Origin of the sequence: Bacillus cereus group sp. N8 (assembly GCF_016483685.1) — a bacterium.
GTDB classification, from domain to species: domain Bacteria; phylum Bacillota; class Bacilli; order Bacillales; family Bacillaceae_G; genus Bacillus_A; species Bacillus_A proteolyticus.
On record NZ_JAEHBK010000001.1, the window covers coordinates 323,153 to 342,149 of the forward strand.

Consider the following 18,997-nt stretch of genomic DNA (forward strand, 5'->3'; position numbering starts at 1 on the left):
TTACATGGGATAACTCACCCTGAAAGAGTAAGGCGAATACTTGATTAAGCAAAGAGGAAATTAAGGGAGGCTATATTTTGGTAGGATTCTCGTATTTATTTGCTTTATATAGCAGACTGTTTCGTTTCAACTTCTTTAAAAGGAGTGGGATTAAATTTTTTGGGTTAGAAAATCCGAATATTTAGTACAGTAAAATAGTTTCACGTGACATAATTCGTTTGTAAAATATTGTATGGAGAAGGGGTAGCGTGACGCAAATAAAGGTTACGCCAGAACGGCTAGAACGGTCAGCAAAGCTTGTTCTTGAAACTAAAAATAGGTTAGAACAAATACATAAAGATTTATATAACCAAACGGAATACGTAGCTTCAATGTGGAATGGTGCAACGAGTCAAAGGTTTTATCAGATGTTTAATGAAACAAAACCTCAAATGTTTAATGTGTTTCGGGAATTTGATAAGATTGCAGAAGAACTAATGCATGCTGCTGAAAAGTTTCGTAATGCTGATGAACGTTATGATGGTAATTTAGTTGATGGAAATTTATCAGATGAAAAGGTAGAAGAAGGGGCAATGTGCGGCAAACCCTCTGAAAAATCTATGCTTAGAAAGATTGGGACGGTATATACGTTGGTTCTGGGCAAGTTATTGGGGGGATTGTAGAAGGATTTGATTCACTAGACGATACAGTAACAAAAGAAAACATTAAGTATGCTATAGGTCACCCTATAGAGACAACCTTTACTGCTTGGAATGCTGTTTCGGATTCATTTATGAATGATTTTTGGCATGGTGATGCGGAAAGTCGTACAAAATGGGGAACGAGTGTTTTTATGTGGCTTGGATTGGGATGGCTTGGGGATAAAGGAATAAGTAAAGTAGGGAAAGTAACTACACTCGCAAAAGGTGCGAATCTAACAAAATTCTCAGAAGGTATCTCGTCTGTTTCGAATCAATTACCATTGAAAGACCGTTTTGCATTTGCAGGTACTAGTGGCTTTGGTAGCAATCAGATAAAAACTTTTGAAGCTTTACAAGAAGCACGTGATACATTTATGTTTTCCGAAACTGGTGGAAGAAGTAGAGTTAAAGGTGTACAAGAAGTAATAAAAGATTATGCGGATAAAGTTCTTGATAGAGTAGATGTAAAAACTGATTATCCCGATTCGTATACAGCATCCAAAGTATTACGTGAAGAACTTAAGGGTGCAGGGATTGAACCACCTCCATATTCTAATGCAGCACATCACATCGGACCTTGGAATGATAAAAGGGCGGCACAGGTACAAGAACTATTAGAAGAGTTTGGAATACATCCTGATTCTGCTGCTAACGGAGTGTTTTTACCATATAAAGTAAATGAATATGTGACTACTGAAGTGTTACATATAGGTAATCATAGTACGGATTATATGAAAGAGGTAACTAAGGTACTAAAAGAAGTTAAAGAATATGGTGGTACTCAAGCAGACGCTGTTGCAGCTTTACATGACATAAGAACACGTTTATTAGATGGCGGCTTAAAATTAAATAGCCCGAAATAATTTATGAATAGATTAAATATAAAGGAGAAGGAAAATGAAAATTTGGGAATTGAAGAGTTCATCTGATAACTATGAGTCTTTCCAACTATTAAATTATAAAAAGGATAAGAAATATTTTGAAGGAAAATTCAACTCCACTACAATTTTACTAGATTCATGGGGAGAAATATTTATTGAATGTCTAGAAGAAGGAAATCATAGTGATTTTCCTTATTTTTGGGGAGAAACTGGTGCACCAATGGTTAGCGAACAAGCGAAAAAATTATTAGAACCTTTAATAGGCGTTAACGTTGAGTTTCTTCCACTTATTAACAATACAACAGGTGAAGTATATTATGTAGTTCATGTTTTAAATGTATTAGATGCAATTGATAGTGATAAAGCAATTTTTAAAAAACTAATTACAGGTTTAATAATAGGGTGTGAAAAATTTGCATTTACTCCTAATGTTATTCAAAATGAAGTGATTTTTAAAATATATGTAAATAAAAGGATTCATCCTACTGCTGTTTTTGTATCTGAAGAATTTAAAAATACAGTGTTAGAAAGTGATTTAAAAGGTTTTGAATTTGTAGAGGTATGGGATTCAGAAGCAAACATGTAAAAGACAGTCCTAAAATAACTGACAGGAGTTAGTAACATGGACGCAAAGGTTTCTAAACAATTATGAGGGAAATGAAAAGGAAATTTTTGAACAGATTCAAGCTGAAGCAATGGTTAAATGTAAACAATGCGAAGAAATGATAGAGGCTTTTTATTTTGTTGTTCCATGCATTCATAATTTTAGTGGGTAAGTTATCCATGATATAATAGATGATAATAAAAAGCCCTGCAAAACAGGACTATATTATTCTTCGTCTTTATTTTGTTTTTCTAATTCAACTAACTTTTGGATTAAAATATGCTGTGGCATATGCATAAGTTGTTCAAGTGGAACACCTAACGCTTTTGATAGGCGGACTGCAGTGTCTGGAGAAATTTGTAATGGTCTCATAGAAGTACCTCCTTTTTCGTATAGTATAGCATAAGATTGGGGGAGTGAGGATGACTCTTATATTTGCACATCGTGGTGCAGCGGGAACGTATCCGGAAAATACAATGATTTCATTTGAAGCGGCGGAGGCTTTCGGAGCAGATGGAATTGAACTCGATGTTCAATTCACGAAAGATGGAAAAGTTGTCGTTATTCATGATGAAACGGTGGATCGGACAACAAATGGAAAAGGTGCGGTTCGAAATTATTTATATGAGGATTTATGTAAGTTGGATGCGAGTTATAAATTCGGTGACAAAGTAGGTTTTTGCAAAATACCTCTTCTAGAAGAGGTGTTAGAATGGCTCGCAAAAACGAAATTGCTACTCAATATTGAACTGAAAAATAATAAAATTCCATACAGAGGTTTAGAAGAAGAGGTTATAACACTTGTACGTAAGTTTAGTCTAGAGGATCGGATTGTATTTTCTTCTTTTAATCACTATAGTATGAAGCGATGTCATATGATGGCTCCTGATATTCAAACAGCTATTTTGTATCGCGAAGGTTTGCATAGCCCGTGGGCATATGCAAAAAAGATGGGTGCTACTGCAGTACATCCGAATTATCGTTATCTTCAAGATGCTATCGCTGAATTAACGATGGAAAGTGGTGTGGAGGTTCGTCCTTACACGATAAATGAAGAAACGCTTATGCGTAAATATTTTGATATGAATATATCAGCGATTATTACTGATTATCCTGAAACAGCAAGAACTTTATTATCGATAAAAAAATGAGACCTAATATAATGGTCTCATTTTTTATTTATGATATGTGAAAACTTTGTTTTATCTTCTGAAGCGTGCTTGTACTTTATTTCTCTTACGATCTCTGTGTAAGACGAAGCCGCCGAAGATATAAAACCCGAGTGCAAAGCAAAGAGCGCCGATTAAAAATTGTAACCATAATATAGGGATTGGGGAGAACAAAATCCCAAATACAGTATCTCTCATTAGTTTAATACCAAGCACGGCTAATGAAATGGGGATGAGTGCTAATAATAGAGCGAGGTAACGCTGCATATAAACGCTCCTTTTCAGATTATTTTGTATATTTTAATGATGTTATATGGAATGGGGGTTTGTCAAGAGGTTGCTGAACGAGTAAGATAAGAATGTGAAAAATTTTGCAGAGATACTTCGGGAGGAAGTGTAATGTATGAAACAAAATGTGTTAATTGTTGGAGCAGGTGAAGGTGGGAGTACGCTGCTGAGTCTGTTGCAAAATTCGAATATATTTCAAATTATAGGGGTTATTGATATTAATCCAATTGCGAAAGGATTACAAATCGCAAAGGAATATGGGATTTCGATTGGTGATAGTGTAACTCCGTTTCTTTCTATGCATATTGATGTAATGTTTGATATGACAGGTGATTATGATTTACATAAAGTGTTATTGGGAAGTAAGCATAAAGATACTCTTCTTATACCAGGGGATATTGCGAAAATTGTTACGAGATTAGCGCATGAGAAGGAAGGCTTGATCGGACAGTTAGAGGAACAAACGCAACAAGGAGAATTAATTTTAAATTCTACACATGACGGTATGATTGTTATTGATCGAGAGGGAAAAGTCCGTCTGTTTAACAAAAGCGCAGAGCGTATTATCGGATATAAAAAAGAAGAAGCGGTAGGGAAATATATTTTAGAAGTTATTCCAACGAGTAAGTTGCTTCGTATTATACGTACGAAACAAATAGAAGTGAACTATGAACTGACGTTAGAAAATGACAAGAAGATCATTACAACGCGTATACCGATATTAAAAGAAGGCGGAGAGGTTCAAGGGGCATTTGCGATTTTTAAAGATATTACAGAAGTTGTAGATTTAGCGGAAGAAGTTACAGACTTAAAAGAAATTCAAACGCTACTCGAGGCAATTATTAACTCATCTGAAGAAGCGATTTCGGTTGTCGATGAGAAAGGAAGAGGGTTAGTTATAAATCCTGCTTATACGAAGTTAACGGGTTTGACGGAAGAAGATATTCTGGGGCAGCCGGCTACAACTGATATTGTAGAAGGTGAAAGTATGCATATGAAAGTACTCCGGACACGCCGGGCGGTACGAGGAATACATATGAAGATTGGGCAAAAGAAGCGGGATGTAATTGTAAATGTAGCGCCGGTTATTGTTGATGGAATATTGAAAGGGAGCGTCGGGGTAATTCGCGACGTATCAGAAATTCAAAAGTTAACAAATGAATTAAATAGGGCAAGACAAATTATTCGAACGTTAGAGGCGAAATATTCATTTGATGATATTGTTGGCGATTCAGATGAAACGACGGCAGCTATTGAACAAGCAAAACTTGGAGCGAATACACCAGCAACAGTATTACTTAGAGGGGAATCTGGTACAGGGAAAGAGTTATTTGCACACGCTATTCATAACGGTAGTAATCGAAAATACAATAAGTTCGTACGAGTAAACTGTGCTGCTATTTCCGAGACATTATTAGAAAGTGAATTATTCGGTTATGAGGAAGGCGCGTTTTCTGGAGCGAAAAGAGGCGGGAAACGAGGGTTCTTTGAAGAAGCGAATAATGGAAGTATTTTTTTAGATGAAATCGGAGAGTTATCTGCAAATACGCAAGCGAAGCTTCTTCGTGTACTACAAGAAAAAGAAATTGTGAAAGTAGGGGGAACGAAAGCGATACCTATTAATGTTCGAGTGATCGCTGCGACGCATGTGAATTTAGAAAAAGCTATTTTAGAAGGGAAGTTCAGAGAGGACTTATATTATCGTTTAAATAAAATCCCGATTCAAATTCCTTCCCTTCGTCAGCGTAAAGGAGACATACCAGCGATTGCAGAAAGGTTAATTCAAAAAATTAATCAAGATTATGGTCGTAATGTAGAAGGGCTCACCGATTCAGCCATTTCGTATTTACAATCATATGAATGGCCAGGAAATGTTAGGGAGCTTGAAAATATTTTAGGGCGAGCTGTTATCTTTATGAATTATAACGAGATATATATTGATGTACATCATTTACCGCCTTTACATAAAGAAGAACAAGTAGAGACGAAACAAAATAATTTATTACCTGAATTAGAAGAGAAGGCCCTTGAACACCTAGTGACAGAATTTGAGGGGAATATTATCCGTGAATATTTAGATAAATTTGACGGGAACAAAACGAAGACTGCAAAAGCGTTAGGAATTTCAGTTCGAAACTTATATTACAAGCTAGAAAAGTACGACTGTGCAAAAAATAGCATGCAATAAATTGCGTACCGTGCAATTTATTGCATGGTATACAAAAAGTGACAAAACAAGACAGAATATTTCGTTGTTTTCCAAAGTATTGATTTTACTGCATTTTGAATGCGTTTTCATTATTGGTAAGACCACTTTTAAAAGTTGGCACGGTATTTGCTTAATGAATAGACGAGGGACGACGGAAAGGGTTGATTACAAAATATGAAGTTAGAACATTTAATTGATCAAGCGGCAGGACAGCCTAAAAAAACTGTGGCTGTAGCAGTAGCTGAAGATCATGAAGTAATTGAAGCTGTAGCGAAAGCAATTAAATTACAGCTAGCTCAATTTCGTCTATATGGAAATCAAGAAAAAATAATGGGGATGCTACAAGAGCATGGATTACAAACTTCAGAACATATTGAAGTGATTGCAGCAAAGTCAAGTGCTGAGGCTGCAGAACTTTCTGTTAAAGCTGTAAGAAATGGCGAAGCAGATGTGCTTATGAAGGGGAACATCCCAACTGCAAATATTTTGAAAGCCGTATTAAATAAAGAGTGGGGACTTCGTAAGGGCAGCGTACTTTCACACGTTGCAGCGTTTGAAGTTCCAAATTACGATCGTCTTATTTTTGTTACAGATGCAGCGATGAACATTGCACCTGATGTAACACAAAAAGCTGCTATTATACAAAATACTGTAGAAGTTGCCCGGGCAATAGGAATAGATTTGCCGAAGGTAGCGCCAATTGCAGCGGTAGAGGTTGTTAATCCTGCGATGCAAGCGACAATTGATGCAGCGATGTTAACTCAAATGAATCGCCGCGGACAAATTAAAAATTGTGTCGTTGATGGACCACTTGCTTTAGATAATGCAGTATCACAAATTGCAGCAGAACATAAAGGCATAGTAAGTGATGTAGCAGGTAAGGCAGACATTTTACTCGTCCCAACGATTGAAGCTGGAAATGTGCTATATAAATCACTCGTATACTTTGCAGATGCAAAAGTAGGAGCTATGATTGCTGGCGCTAAAGCACCGATTGTTTTAACATCACGTGCTGATTCAGCAGAAACAAAAGTATATTCATTAGCATTGGCAGTTGCGACTGCTTCAAAATAAACCAAATAGGGTAAAACAATTAGGGGGAAACGACAATGACATTAGAAATCTTCGAATACTTAGAAAAATATGATTATGAGCAAGTGGTATTTTGTCAAGATAAAGAATCTGGTTTAAAAGCAATCATTGCAATCCATGACACAACACTTGGACCAGCTCTTGGTGGAACAAGAATGTGGACATATGATTCTGAAGAAGCGGCGATTGAAGATGCATTGCGTCTTGCAAAAGGGATGACATACAAAAATGCAGCAGCTGGTTTAAACTTAGGTGGTGCAAAAACAGTAATTATCGGTGATCCACGTAAAGATAAAAGCGAAGCGATGTTCCGTGCATTAGGACGCTACATTCAAGGACTAAACGGACGTTACATTACAGCTGAAGATGTTGGTACAACAGTAGATGATATGGATATTATCCACGAAGAAACTGACTTTGTAACAGGTATTTCACCTTCATTCGGTTCTTCTGGTAACCCATCTCCAGTAACTGCATACGGTGTTTACCGTGGTATGAAAGCAGCTGCAAAAGAAGCGTTCGGTACAGATAGTCTAGAAGGAAAAGTAATTTCTGTTCAAGGTGTTGGTAACGTAGCATATCACCTATGCAAACATTTACACGCTGAAGGAGCAAAATTAATCGTTACAGATATTAATAAAGAAGCTGTACAACGTGCAGTAGAAGAATTCGGTGCAACAGCAGTTGAGCCAAATGAAATTTACGGTGTTGAATGTGATATTTACGCACCATGTGCATTAGGTGCAACAGTTAATGATGAAACTATTCCACAACTTAAAGCAAAAGTAATCGCAGGTTCTGCAAATAACCAATTAAAAGAAGATCGTCACGGCGACATCATTCATGAAATGGGTATTGTATACGCACCAGACTATGTTATTAATGCAGGTGGCGTAATTAACGTAGCAGACGAGTTATATGGATACAATAGAGAACGTGCACTAAAACGTGTTGAGTCTATCTATGACACAATTGCAAAAGTAATCGAAATTTCAAAACGTGATGGTATAGCAACTTATGTAGCAGCAGATCGTCTAGCTGAAGAGCGCATTGCAAGTTTGAAAAACTCTCGTAGCACATACTTACGCAACGGTCACGACATTATTAGCCGTCGCTAATCATTCATATATAACTTTTACAAAAGGTGTGGTTACCTCTTATGAGGTTTCCACTTCCTTTTAAATTTATTAGTGGAGGTAGCAACATTGTCTGTAAATCGAATTCTTGTTATTAACCCAGGTAGTACATCCACAAAAATTGGTGTTTTTGATAATGAAAGACCTGTTCTAGAAGAAACGATTCGTCATGACGTAGAACAGATTGGAAAATATAAGCGAATTATCGACCAATATGAGTTTCGTAAAGAAACGATTTTAGAAGTTCTACATTCTCATGGTATTAACATTTCAAAATTAAACGCTGTTTGTGGGCGTGGTGGATTACTTCGTCCAATCGAAGGCGGTACGTATACAGTAAACGATGCGATGTTAGAAGATTTGAAAAATGGGTTTAGTGGTCATCACGCTTCAAACCTCGGAGGCATTTTAGCCTATGAAATTGCTTCTGGATTAAATATTCCTGCATTCATTGTGGATCCTGTCGTTGTAGATGAGATGGAGCCGATTGCTCGTATAAGTGGTATTGCTGGTATGGAACGCAAAAGTATCTTCCATGCATTAAATCAAAAAGCAGTTGCTCGTAAAGTAGCTGACCAATTAAATCACAAATACGAGGATTTAAATTTATTAGTTACACATATGGGCGGCGGTATTACAGTTGGTGCTCATAAAAAAGGTAAAGTTATCGATGTAAATAATGGTTTAAACGGAGAAGGACCATTTAGCCCAGAGCGTGCTGGTACAGTACCAGTAGGACAGCTAGTTGAAATGTGTTTCTCTGGTGAGTATTACCGAGACGAAATGGTGAAACAGCTTGTCGGACAAGGTGGGCTTGTAAGTCTAATCGGTACAAATGATGCAATTAAAGTAGAACAAATGGTTGAAAAAGGTGATCCTGAAGCAACTCTTATTTATAAAGCAATGGCATATCAAGTTGCAAAAGAAATTGGCGGAGCTAGTGCTGTGCTTCACGGGAAAATCGATGCAATCGTATTAACTGGTGGACTTGCATACAGTAAAATTCTTGTCGATGAAATAAAAGAACGAGTGGACTGGATTGCAGATGTTATCGTACATCCAGGAGAAGATGAGTTAGAAGCGTTAGCAGAAGGAGCACTTCGTGTATTACGTGAAGAAGAAGCGCCGAAAGAGTATGTTGTAAGAGAAAAACAAACAGTAGCTAGGGGTTGAGATAATGGCAAGAGAATATGATTTAGTCATCGTTGGCGGCGGTACAGGTGGATATGTTGCTGCTATTCGCGCATCACAACTAGGATTAAAAACAGCACTTGTTGAAAAAGAAAATCTTGGTGGTACTTGTTTACACAAAGGATGTATTCCTAGTAAAGCTCTTTTACGTAGTGCAGAAGTATACGCGACTGCTAAAAAAAGCGAAGAGTTCGGAGTTATTGCAAGTAATGTAGAGCTAAACTTTGCAAAAGTACAAGAGCGTAAAGAGAAGATTGTAACGCAGCTCCATAAAGGCGTTCAACATTTAATGAAACAAGGTAAAATTGATGTGTTTGAAGGTATTGGCCGTATTCTTGGCCCATCTATTTTCTCTCCGATGCCAGGGACAATTTCAGTTGAACTTGCAAGTGGAGAAGAGAATGAAATGTTAATTCCAAAAAATGTACTTGTTGCAACGGGTTCTCGTCCAAATTCATTACCAGGTTTAGAGTTAGACGGAGAGTATGTAATGTCTTCAAATCATGCCCTAAATATGGAAACGCTTCCTAGTTCGATCATTATCGTTGGTGGTGGTGTAATTGGTATTGAGTGGGCATCTATGCTTGCTGACTTCGGTGTAGAAGTTACAGTGTTAGAGTATGCAAAAACGATATTACCACTAGAAGACCAGGACGTTTCAAAAGAAATGCAACGTCTGTTCAAGAAAAAAGGTATTAAAGTGGTGACTGGTGCAAAAGTATTACCAGAAACATTGGTAAAAGATAATGGAGTAACAATTCAAGCTGAACATAACGGTGAGAATAAAGAATTTAAAGCAGAAAAAATGCTTGTATCTGTAGGAAGACAAGCCAATACGCAAAATATTGGTTTAGAGAATACGGATATCGTTGTGGAAAAAGGATACATTCAAACAAATGAGTTTTATCAAACGAAAGAATCTCATATTTACGCAATTGGAGATGTAATCGGTGGCTTACAACTTGCTCACGTTGCTTCTCATGAAGGAATTGTTGCAGTAGAACATATCGCAGGGAAAGAAGTTACACCAATTGATTACTCTATGGTATCAAAATGCGTATATAGCAGTCCAGAAGTTGCTTCTGTTGGTTTAACAGAACAAGAAGCGAAAGAAAAAGGCTATAAGTTAAAAGTAGGTAAGTTCTCATTCCGCGCAATCGGAAAAGCACTTGTATACGGAGAATCAGATGGATTTGTAAAACTTGTAGTTGATGAAGAAACAAATGACATTCTTGGTGTTCATATGATTGGACCACATGTAACAGATATGATTTCTGAAGCTGGTCTTGCAAGAGTACTTGATGCAACACCTTGGGAAGTAGCACATACAATTCATCCGCATCCATCATTATCTGAGGCGATTGGTGAAGCAGCACTAGCTGTAGATGGAAAAGCGTTACACGCATAAAAATGTGGATTTAGGAGGTTATGAAAAATGGCAGAAGTAAAAGAAAAGCGCCATGAAGAGCTTGGCTTAAGTGATGAGCAAGTATTAGAAATGTTCCGTACGATGTTACTTGCACGTAAAATCGACGAACGTATGTGGTTATTAAACCGTGCAGGTAAAATTCCATTCGTAATTTCTTGTCAAGGACAAGAGGCTGCACAAGTTGGAGCAGCGTTCGCTCTTGATAGAGAGAAAGATTATGCATTACCATACTACCGTGATATGGGTGTTGTACTAGCGTTTGGTATGACAGCTAAAGAGCTTATGTTGTCAGCTTTCGCGAAAGCTGGAGATCCAAACTCTGGTGGTCGTCAAATGCCTGGTCACTTCGGTCAAAAGAAAAATCGTATTGTTACAGGTTCATCTCCAGTAACAACACAAGTACCACATGCAGTTGGTATTGCGCTAGCTGGAAAAATGGAGAAGAAAGATTTAGTAACGTTCGTTACATTTGGAGAAGGTTCTTCAAACCAAGGTGACTTCCATGAAGGGGCAAACTTTGCTGGTGTACACAAACTACCTGTTATTTTCATGTGTGAAAATAACAAATATGCAATCTCTATTCCCGTTGAAAAACAATTAGCATGTAAAAACGTATCAGATCGTGCAATTGGTTACGGTATGCCTGGATATACAATAGACGGAAATGATCCGCTTGCAGTATATAAAGCTGTAAAAGAAGCAGCAGACCGCGGCCGACGTGGTGAAGGCCCAACTTTAATTGAAACAGTATCATATCGTTTAACAGCACATTCTAGTGACGATGATGATCGTGTTTATCGTGATAAAGAAGAAGTAGAAGAAGCAAAGAAAAAAGATTCAATTATAACATTTGCAGCTTATTTAAAAGAAGCTGGCGTGTTAACTGAGGAATTTGAAAAACAAATGTTAGACGAAATTATGCATATCGTAAATGAAGCAACAGAATATGCAGAAAATGCTCCGTATGCAGCACCTGAAGATGCATTGAAGCACGTATACGCAGAATAGGGGGGAACGTTTCATGGCTGTAATGTCTTATATTGATGCTATTACATTAGCGATGCGCGAAGAAATGGAACGCGATGAGAAAGTATTCGTTTTAGGAGAAGATGTTGGTAAAAAAGGTGGCGTGTTTAAAGCGACACACGGTTTATATGATCAATTTGGTGAAGATCGTGCACTTGATGCACCGCTTGCAGAATCTGCAATTGCTGGGGTAGCAATTGGTGCGGCAATGTATGGTATGCGCCCAATCGCTGAAATGCAGTTTGCTGATTTCATCATGCCAGCAGTAAACCAAATTGTTTCTGAGGCAGCAAAAATTCGTTATCGTTCTAACAACGATTGGACTTGTCCAGTTACAATTCGTGCGCCATTTGGCGGGGGTGTTCACGGTGCATTGTATCATTCACAATCTGTAGAAGCGATGTTTGCAAACCAACCGGGTTTAAAAATTGTTATCCCTTCTACACCATATGATGCAAAAGGCTTATTAAAAGCAGCAATTCGTGATGAAGATCCAGTATTATTCTTTGAACATAAACGTGCATATCGCTTAATTAAAGGTGAAGTGCCGGAAGATGACTATGTATTACCAATCGGAAAAGCAGATGTAAAACGTGAAGGTGATGATATTACTGTTATCACGTACGGATTATGTGTTCACTTTGCTCTTCAAGCAGCTGAGAAATTAGCACAAGATGGCATTTCTGCACACATTCTTGATTTACGTACTGTGTATCCATTAGATAAAGAAGCAATCATTGAAGCTGCTTCTAAAACAGGTAAAGTTCTTCTTGTAACAGAAGACAATAAAGAAGGAAGCATTATGAGTGAAGTGGCAGCAATTATTGCTGAAAATTGTCTGTTTGATTTAGACGCACCAATCGCACGTCTTGCAGGCCCAGACGTACCGGCAATGCCATATGCACCAACAATGGAAAAATTCTTTATGGTAAATCCAGATAAAGTTGAAAAGGCAATGCGTGAACTTGCGGAATTTTAATCGGGGGGACTATACATGGCTGTAGAAAATATTACAATGCCTCAGCTCGGGGAGAGCGTTACAGAGGGCACAATTAGTAAATGGCTCGTTAATGTTGGCGATCACGTAAATAAGTATGATCCGCTTGCAGAAGTAATGACTGATAAAGTAAATGCAGAAGTACCATCTTCTTTCACTGGTATTGTGAAAGAGTTAATCGCTGGTGAAGGCGATACGTTAGCAGTAGGTGAAGTTGTTTGTGTCATTCAAGTAGAAGGCGCAGATGAAGTAGCTGCAACAGCTGTTGAGGAAAAAACGAAAGAAGAACCAAAGGCAGAAGTAACTACGCCTGAAAAAGCACCGAAAGCGAAACAACCAACTGATGGAAAACCACGTTTTTCACCAGCTGTGTTAAAACTTGCGGGCGAGCATAATGTTGATTTAGATCTAGTAGAAGGTACAGGATCAAATGGACGTATTACTCGTAAAGATATTTTAAAGCTAGTGGGATCTGGAAATATTCCGCAAGCTGGTGCGAAAAAAGAGGAAGCTGTAGCAGCGGTAGTAGAAGCGCGTCCAGAAGCACCAAAAGCAGCGCCGGTAGCACAAAAAGTAGAAGCTGCGAAACCAGTTTCTGTTCCAACAATGCCTGGCGATATCGAAATTCCAGTAACAGGCGTGCGTAAAGCAATTGCAGCGAACATGTTACGTAGTAAACACGAAGCGCCACATGCTTGGATGATGATTGAAGTAGATGTGACAAACCTTGTGTCATACCGCAATTCAATTAAAGGCGACTTTAAAAAGCGTGAAGGCTTTAACTTAACGTTCTTTGCTTTCTTCGTAAAAGCAGTTGCACAAGCGTTAAAAGAATACCCTCAAATTAACTCAATGTGGGCTGGCGATAAAATCGTTCAGAAGAAAGACATTAACCTTTCTATCGCTGTTGCAACAGAGGAAGAGTTATTTGTACCAGTAATTAAACAAGCGGACGAGAAAACAATTAAAGGTATCGCTCGTGAAATTACAGAACTTGCAGGAAAAGTACGCACGAAATCGTTAAAAGCGGACGAAATGCAAGGCGGAACATTTACAATTAATAACACAGGATCATTTGGTTCTGTTCAATCTATGGGCATTATTAATTACCCACAGGCGGCTATTTTACAAGTTGAATCAATTGTAAAACGACCAGTAATTATGGATAATGGTATGTTCGGTGCTCGTGACATGGTTAACTTATGTTTATCACTTGATCATCGTGTACTTGATGGTTTAATTTGTGGTAAGTTCTTAGGACGTGTAAAAGAAATTTTAGAAAACACGTCAGAAAATAATACGTCTATATATTAATAAAAAGCTCGCTTAGGCGAGCTTTTTATCATCTTATTTCTTCTTCTGCTCCTACTATATGTACAACACTTTTCCCAGTAATCTTACAATGGACGATTATGTATTAGGAATTTACGAAAATACATTGCTGATATATGGTATATAGATATAAAATAAGAAAAGAATAATTTTTTTGGCAAATCTTACTGATGAAACTGTAGTATAATATATTGTATTGTATGAAAAAGAGAGTTATTCTATATAAGTGTTTTATAGATAATGTGTAATCAGTCGTCAAAACATGAAGAATGTTGACTCCTGGTTTTTTATTTTGCTGTAACAATGTTTCAGGAGGATGTCATGAAAAGAAGTACCGAGTTTTTTAAGAGTTTAGATGTAAAATTAATTTTAATTTTGTTTGCGTTATGTGTTACGAGTATAGCCGCTATATATAGCAGTCAGCAAACTGGACAGTACGGAGAGGCAAACTTTGCTTTGAAACAAGGTGTTAACTACATAATTGGGGTTGTATTATTACTCCTTGTTGCAAGCATCGACTTAGATCAATGGCAAAAATTGTCTTGGCCGCTTTATATCGCTGGGTTTGGTTCACTTATTCTTTTGAAAATACTACCGGTTTCCAGTTTCACGCCTGAAAAATTGGGTGCAAAAAGATGGTTTGTTTTTCCAGTAGCTGGACAAATTCAGCCGTCTGAGTTTTTCAAAATTTCATTGCTTCTCGTAGTAGCAAGTATAGCAGTGAAACATAATGCGCAGTATATGGCAAGGACATTCCAAACGGATTTAAAATTAGTAGGTAAAATTATGCTAGTATCACTTCCGCCTATGGCTGTTGTATATAGCCAACCGGATACAGGTATGGTGTTCTTATATGCTGCTGCAATTGCATGTATTTTATTTATGTCAGGTATTCAAAAGAAATTGATAGCATTATGTACAGTTATTCCGGTGACCATATTATCTGCGTTAATATTTATTTACTTAAGGTATGAGGATTTCTTCTTTAATAATTTAGTTACTTTACTAAAACCTCACCAACAATCACGTATTTTAGGTTGGTTAGATCCATTTGAACATACAGATCAAGGTTACCAAACACAGCAATCGATTTTAGCTGTAGGTAGTGGAGGTATGGAAGGAAAGGGATTTGGCGAAGGGAATGTTTATATCCCGGAGAAGCATACTGACTTTATTTTCGCTACAATTGCCGAAGAAGGTGGATTTATAGTAGCGGCGTTAGTTGTGTTCTTGTTCCTATTACTACTATATCGAACAATTATTATCGGTTATTCTGCTGATAATTTATTTGGTACATTATTATGTGCTGGATCAATAGGAATACTAACGGTTCAAATATTCCAAAATATTGGTATGATTGTTGGATTAATGCCTGTAAAAGGTATCGCATTACCTTTCTTATCATATGGGGGAAGTTCCTTATTCTCAAATATGATTATGATGGGGCTCATATTATCGGTACGGAAAACGTATAAAAAATATATGTTTTCAGTTAAGTAAAAAAAGCTGGTTCGTTTAAAAACGAATCAGCTTTTTTTACATATATGCCCTTAAACGTTGCAAACTAAGACAGAATTGTAGTTTGTGACGTTTAAGGAGTGCAAAGTTATGCATATTTTTGAAGGAGCACGGCATCTTTCTAATGGCGAATGGGTTATCCGAGCGATTATAGCTTATATATTTTTAATTCTTGTTGCGAAAGCGATGGGGCAAAGGTCCATTGCACAACTTCGTTTTTTAGATGTTGTATTAGTGTTATTGCTGGGTGGGAATATTTCTAACGCATTATCTGATGAAAAGGTTGGATTACTCGGTTCAATGATTACAACGTTCATACTCGTTGTATTACATATTGTAGGCTCTGTTTTAATGTTGAAATGGGATAGGTGGAGACGTTTTTTAGAGCCTGCACCTATTATTCTTATACACAATGGTTCCATTGATTTTAGCAATTTGAAAAAGGCGAGGATTACGGTGGAATATTTATTTTCGGAACTTCGCATGCGAAATGTGAGCGATATTCAAACGATTAAATTAGCATTGTGGGAAGCGAGCGGTGTGGTTTCTATATTTCAGTATCCAGAATATGAAGCAGTTTCGCGGCTTGATCTTAAAGTGGCGGGGAAAAAATCTCCAGTTTCTTTTGTATTAGTAAAGGATGGGAGGGTTCAGCAAGATGTTCTTGCTTTATTAGGAAAAACAGAAGAGTGGGCGAGAGAATTTCTAGAGAAGAGTGCAGAAGTCGAATCCATTATGTTAGCTACAGTAGATGAAACACATAAAATAAATATTTTGTTAAAAAAATGAAAAATATAAGCATTTTGTCGTTTCATACATATGATACAATAGTGTGGACAACGAAAAGGGGGGGATACGATGGGATATGTAGAAGAATTACGAAAAATAGTTGGTCATCGCCCTTTAATTTTAGTTGGTGCTGTTGTACTCGTTATAAATGAAAGCGGATATGTATTATTACAGCAAAGAACAGAGCCTTACGGAAAATGGGGGCTGCCTGGTGGGTTAATGGAGCTTGGTGAATCACCAGAGGAAACAGCTTACCGTGAAGTGTACGAAGAGACAGGAATAGAAGTAAAGAACCTTCGATTAATCAATGTATTTTCTGGAGCGAACTATTTTACAAAATTAGCAAACGGTGATGAATTTCAATCTGTAACGACAGCTTATTATACCGATGAATATGAAGGGAACTTTGTTATGAATAAAGAAGAAGCGGTTCAGCTTAAATTCTTTCCAGTAACAGAACTACCGGACTATATTGTAGGATCGCATAAAAAAATGATTGCTGAATATATGAAAATTATGGAAAAAAAGATATAATAATAATGAAAGAAATACAAAAACACAGATCTGGTTGGTAGTCCAGACGCATGATTTCATGTCAGTAACCTTCCCCTCCGGGATGTCCAGTATTTCTAATGTTTTTTAGGAGGGGCTGTCGATGGAGTTGACAGTATATCATGATGGTCAATTTTTTGTAGGAATTATTACATGTAAAGAAAAAGGGAAATTGTATGGTGCGAGGTATATTTTTGGAACGGAACCGTCAGACGAAGAAGTGCTTATATTTGTAAATGGTCCACTGTTAGCATATTTTCAGCACTTTGCAAGATGTGGTGTGGAAGTTAAAGAAAAACAGCGTCCAAAAAATATAAAGCGTATCATACGACAAGCAGCAAAAGAAGTAAATGTAAAACGTTTTACAAAGGCGCAGGAGGCAATTAGCTTATCTTATGAACTGCATAAACAAGAAAAGAAAGTGCAATCTAAAGAGAAACGAGAAGCCGAAAAGCAAAGAAGGCGTTTAATAAAAGTACAAAAGGCAAAGCAAAAACATCGTGGTCATTAAGAAAAGGTGTTAGAGCAGGGCTCTAACACCTTTTCTATGCTGAAATACAAGTAAACTTACTTGTATTCTCTAAACATTAACTGGTAAGATACAAATAGGTAGAATTAGAGGAGGGAAAAGATTGATTAACTTTAACTTTTTTATGAATGATGTTGTTCGTCAAGCGCGTGAGGAGATCGTTTCTGCTGGATATACAGAATTAACGACACCAGAAGCAGTTGAAGAAGCATTTAAAAGAAATGGTACAACACTTGTAATGGTAAACTCTGTATGTGGCTGTGCAGGTGGCATTGCTCGCCCTGCTGCTGCACATTCCGTACATTATGATAAACGACCTAACCACCTTGTAACGGTATTTGCGGGTCAAGATAAAGAAGCAACAGCAACAGCTCGTGAATACTTCGAAGGATATCCACCTTCTTCTCCATCATTCGCTTTATTAAAAGATGGAAAAATTGTAACGATGGTAGAACGTCATGAAATTGAAGGTCATGAACCAATGCAAGTAATTGCAAAACTACAATCTTACTTCGAAGAAAATTGCGAAGAACTATAAGGAAGAGAAAAAGCGGTACGTTCACGAATAAGTGGACGTACCGCTTTTTTATTTATTTTTTATAATGATTAGACATGCATAGGGTTGTTATTTTATACATGTTTTTATGCATTGAAAATGAACTTAATAATGTTTTTGTGTTTATTTTTATTTTAAATCTTGCATAAAAATAAAAGTGCTGATACAATACAAACATCGAATAAATATTCTATTAAACTTTTAAATATACATTATTAGGGGGAAGAAAGATGAAGAAGTTATTATCAATATCGTTTGCACTTATTTTAATTGTAAGTATGTTCAGTGCTTGTAGTAATGGGGAAGAAAAGGCGGCGGATAGCAAAAATAAAAAAGTACTCGTTATGGGGACTTCAGCAGACTATAAACCGTATGAATACGTGGAAGCTTCAAAAAGTGATGAAATTATCGGTTTTGATGTTGATATTGCCAAATATATCGGAAAAGAACTTGGATATGAAGTGAAAGTGAAAGACATGGATTTTGGCGGTTTATTAGCATCTCTTAGCTCAGGAAAAGTTGATTTCGTTATGGCAGGTATGACACCAACTGCAGAGCGTAAAAACAATGCTGATTTCACAGATATTTATTTTGTTGCTAAAAATATGATTGTTTCAAAAAAGGGCTCTAATATTAAATCATTAGAAGATTTAAAAGGTAAAACAGTAGGGGTACAAACAGGATCAATTCAAGAAGAAAAGGCAAAAGAATTTCAGAAACAAGTCGATTTCAAAGCTGAGGGACGTGACCGTATACCAGAAATTGTACAAGAAATTAAAGCTGGTCGTTTTGACGCTGCAATTATAGAAGACACAGTTGCAAAAAATTATTTAGAAAAAATGAAAGAATTACAAGGGGTTGAAATTCAAGAAGCACCAGAAGAAGTAGGTGCAGCAATTGCCCTTCCAAAAAACAGTGATAAAACAGAAGAATTTAATAAAGTAATTAAGAAAATGCAAGAAAATGGAGAAATGGATAAATTAGTGAAGAAATGGTTTGGCAGCGGAAAATAAGCTGCC

General features: G+C 37.0%; 18 protein-coding genes and 1 pseudogene. 17 read left to right on the plus strand and 2 right to left on the minus strand.

What is annotated here, in order from left to right:
• Positions 1-248: 248 nt before the first annotated feature.
• Positions 249-1,543 (plus strand): annotated as a pseudogene (locus tag JDS80_RS01750) (WXG100 family type VII secretion target).
• A 34-nt stretch (positions 1,544-1,577) separates the two neighbouring features.
• The gene (locus tag JDS80_RS01755) at positions 1,578-2,147 is read left to right on the plus strand and encodes an imm11 family protein (RefSeq protein WP_199636876.1); all 570 of its coding nucleotides are present in this window, start codon (positions 1,578-1,580) and stop codon (positions 2,145-2,147) included.
• Positions 2,148-2,390: 243 nt separating this feature from the next.
• Here JDS80_RS01755 and JDS80_RS01760 read toward each other — a convergent pair whose 3' ends face one another.
• Positions 2,391-2,537 carry a YycC family protein gene (locus tag JDS80_RS01760; RefSeq protein WP_001247671.1) on the minus strand — a complete coding sequence of 49 codons (147 nt, stop codon included), beginning with the start codon at positions 2,535-2,537 and terminating at the stop codon, positions 2,391-2,393.
• Between the two features lie 50 nt (positions 2,538-2,587).
• On the opposite strand from JDS80_RS01760, the gene JDS80_RS01765 reads away from it, so the two are divergent.
• Entirely contained in the window at positions 2,588-3,316 is a 729-nt protein-coding gene (locus tag JDS80_RS01765; RefSeq protein ID WP_199636882.1) for a glycerophosphodiester phosphodiesterase, read from the plus strand.
• Positions 3,317-3,367: 51 nt separating this feature from the next.
• Here the strand turns inward: JDS80_RS01765 and JDS80_RS01770 are convergent, their stop codons facing one another.
• A complete protein-coding gene (locus JDS80_RS01770; RefSeq protein WP_001190193.1) occupies positions 3,368-3,601 on the minus strand; it encodes a DUF2627 domain-containing protein in 234 nt (77 codons plus the stop codon).
• A 136-nt stretch (positions 3,602-3,737) separates the two neighbouring features.
• Between JDS80_RS01770 and JDS80_RS01775 the strand changes: the two genes are divergently transcribed.
• The 14 genes from JDS80_RS01775 to JDS80_RS01840 all read left to right on the plus strand — a co-directional run bounded on the left by JDS80_RS01775 (position 3,738) and on the right by JDS80_RS01840 (position 18,991).
• Positions 3,738-5,810, plus strand: coding sequence for a sigma 54-interacting transcriptional regulator (locus JDS80_RS01775; protein ID WP_199636884.1), 2,073 nt, complete (start codon positions 3,738-3,740; stop codon positions 5,808-5,810).
• Positions 5,811-6,005: 195 nt separating this feature from the next.
• The gene (gene yqiS / locus JDS80_RS01780; RefSeq protein ID WP_199636885.1) at positions 6,006-6,905 is read left to right on the plus strand and encodes a phosphate butyryltransferase; all 900 of its coding nucleotides are present in this window, start codon (positions 6,006-6,008) and stop codon (positions 6,903-6,905) included.
• A 35-nt stretch (positions 6,906-6,940) separates the two neighbouring features.
• Positions 6,941-8,041 carry a leucine dehydrogenase gene (locus JDS80_RS01785; protein ID WP_071747067.1) on the plus strand — a complete coding sequence of 367 codons (1,101 nt, stop codon included), beginning with the start codon at positions 6,941-6,943 and terminating at the stop codon, positions 8,039-8,041.
• Positions 8,042-8,128: 87 nt separating this feature from the next.
• Complete coding sequence (gene buk / locus JDS80_RS01790; RefSeq protein WP_060632217.1) at positions 8,129-9,232, plus strand: butyrate kinase; 1,104 nt, start codon at positions 8,129-8,131, stop codon at positions 9,230-9,232.
• A gap of 4 nt (positions 9,233-9,236) precedes the next feature.
• Positions 9,237-10,658, plus strand: a complete 1,422-nt coding sequence (lpdA, locus tag JDS80_RS01795) for a dihydrolipoyl dehydrogenase (protein ID WP_199636887.1) — start codon at positions 9,237-9,239, stop codon at positions 10,656-10,658.
• A gap of 27 nt (positions 10,659-10,685) precedes the next feature.
• Positions 10,686-11,687: a 3-methyl-2-oxobutanoate dehydrogenase subunit alpha gene (bfmBAA, locus tag JDS80_RS01800; protein WP_000852549.1), complete on the plus strand. Its 1,002-nt coding sequence runs from the start codon at positions 10,686-10,688 to the stop codon at positions 11,685-11,687.
• Between the two features lie 13 nt (positions 11,688-11,700).
• On the plus strand, positions 11,701-12,684 hold the full coding sequence (bfmBAB, locus tag JDS80_RS01805) for a 3-methyl-2-oxobutanoate dehydrogenase subunit beta (protein WP_000290071.1): 984 nt from the start codon (positions 11,701-11,703) through the stop codon (positions 12,682-12,684).
• A gap of 15 nt (positions 12,685-12,699) precedes the next feature.
• Positions 12,700-14,016, plus strand: coding sequence for a dihydrolipoamide acetyltransferase family protein (locus tag JDS80_RS01810; RefSeq protein ID WP_199636889.1), 1,317 nt, complete (start codon positions 12,700-12,702; stop codon positions 14,014-14,016).
• Positions 14,017-14,355: 339 nt separating this feature from the next.
• Entirely contained in the window at positions 14,356-15,534 is a 1,179-nt protein-coding gene (locus JDS80_RS01815) for an FtsW/RodA/SpoVE family cell cycle protein (protein ID WP_199636891.1), read from the plus strand.
• A 108-nt stretch (positions 15,535-15,642) separates the two neighbouring features.
• Positions 15,643-16,341, plus strand: coding sequence for a DUF421 domain-containing protein (locus tag JDS80_RS01820; RefSeq protein ID WP_199636893.1), 699 nt, complete (start codon positions 15,643-15,645; stop codon positions 16,339-16,341).
• A gap of 69 nt (positions 16,342-16,410) precedes the next feature.
• A complete protein-coding gene (locus JDS80_RS01825; RefSeq protein WP_071747063.1) occupies positions 16,411-16,875 on the plus strand; it encodes an NUDIX hydrolase in 465 nt (154 codons plus the stop codon).
• Between the two features lie 121 nt (positions 16,876-16,996).
• Positions 16,997-17,404 (plus strand): YjdF family protein, encoded by a 408-nt coding sequence (locus JDS80_RS01830; protein WP_071747062.1) that lies wholly within the window; start codon positions 16,997-16,999, stop codon positions 17,402-17,404.
• A gap of 142 nt (positions 17,405-17,546) precedes the next feature.
• Complete coding sequence (locus JDS80_RS01835; RefSeq protein ID WP_002008492.1) at positions 17,547-17,960, plus strand: BrxA/BrxB family bacilliredoxin; 414 nt, start codon at positions 17,547-17,549, stop codon at positions 17,958-17,960.
• A 248-nt stretch (positions 17,961-18,208) separates the two neighbouring features.
• A complete protein-coding gene (locus tag JDS80_RS01840; RefSeq protein WP_071747061.1) occupies positions 18,209-18,991 on the plus strand; it encodes a transporter substrate-binding domain-containing protein in 783 nt (260 codons plus the stop codon).
• Positions 18,992-18,997 lie beyond the last annotated feature (6 nt).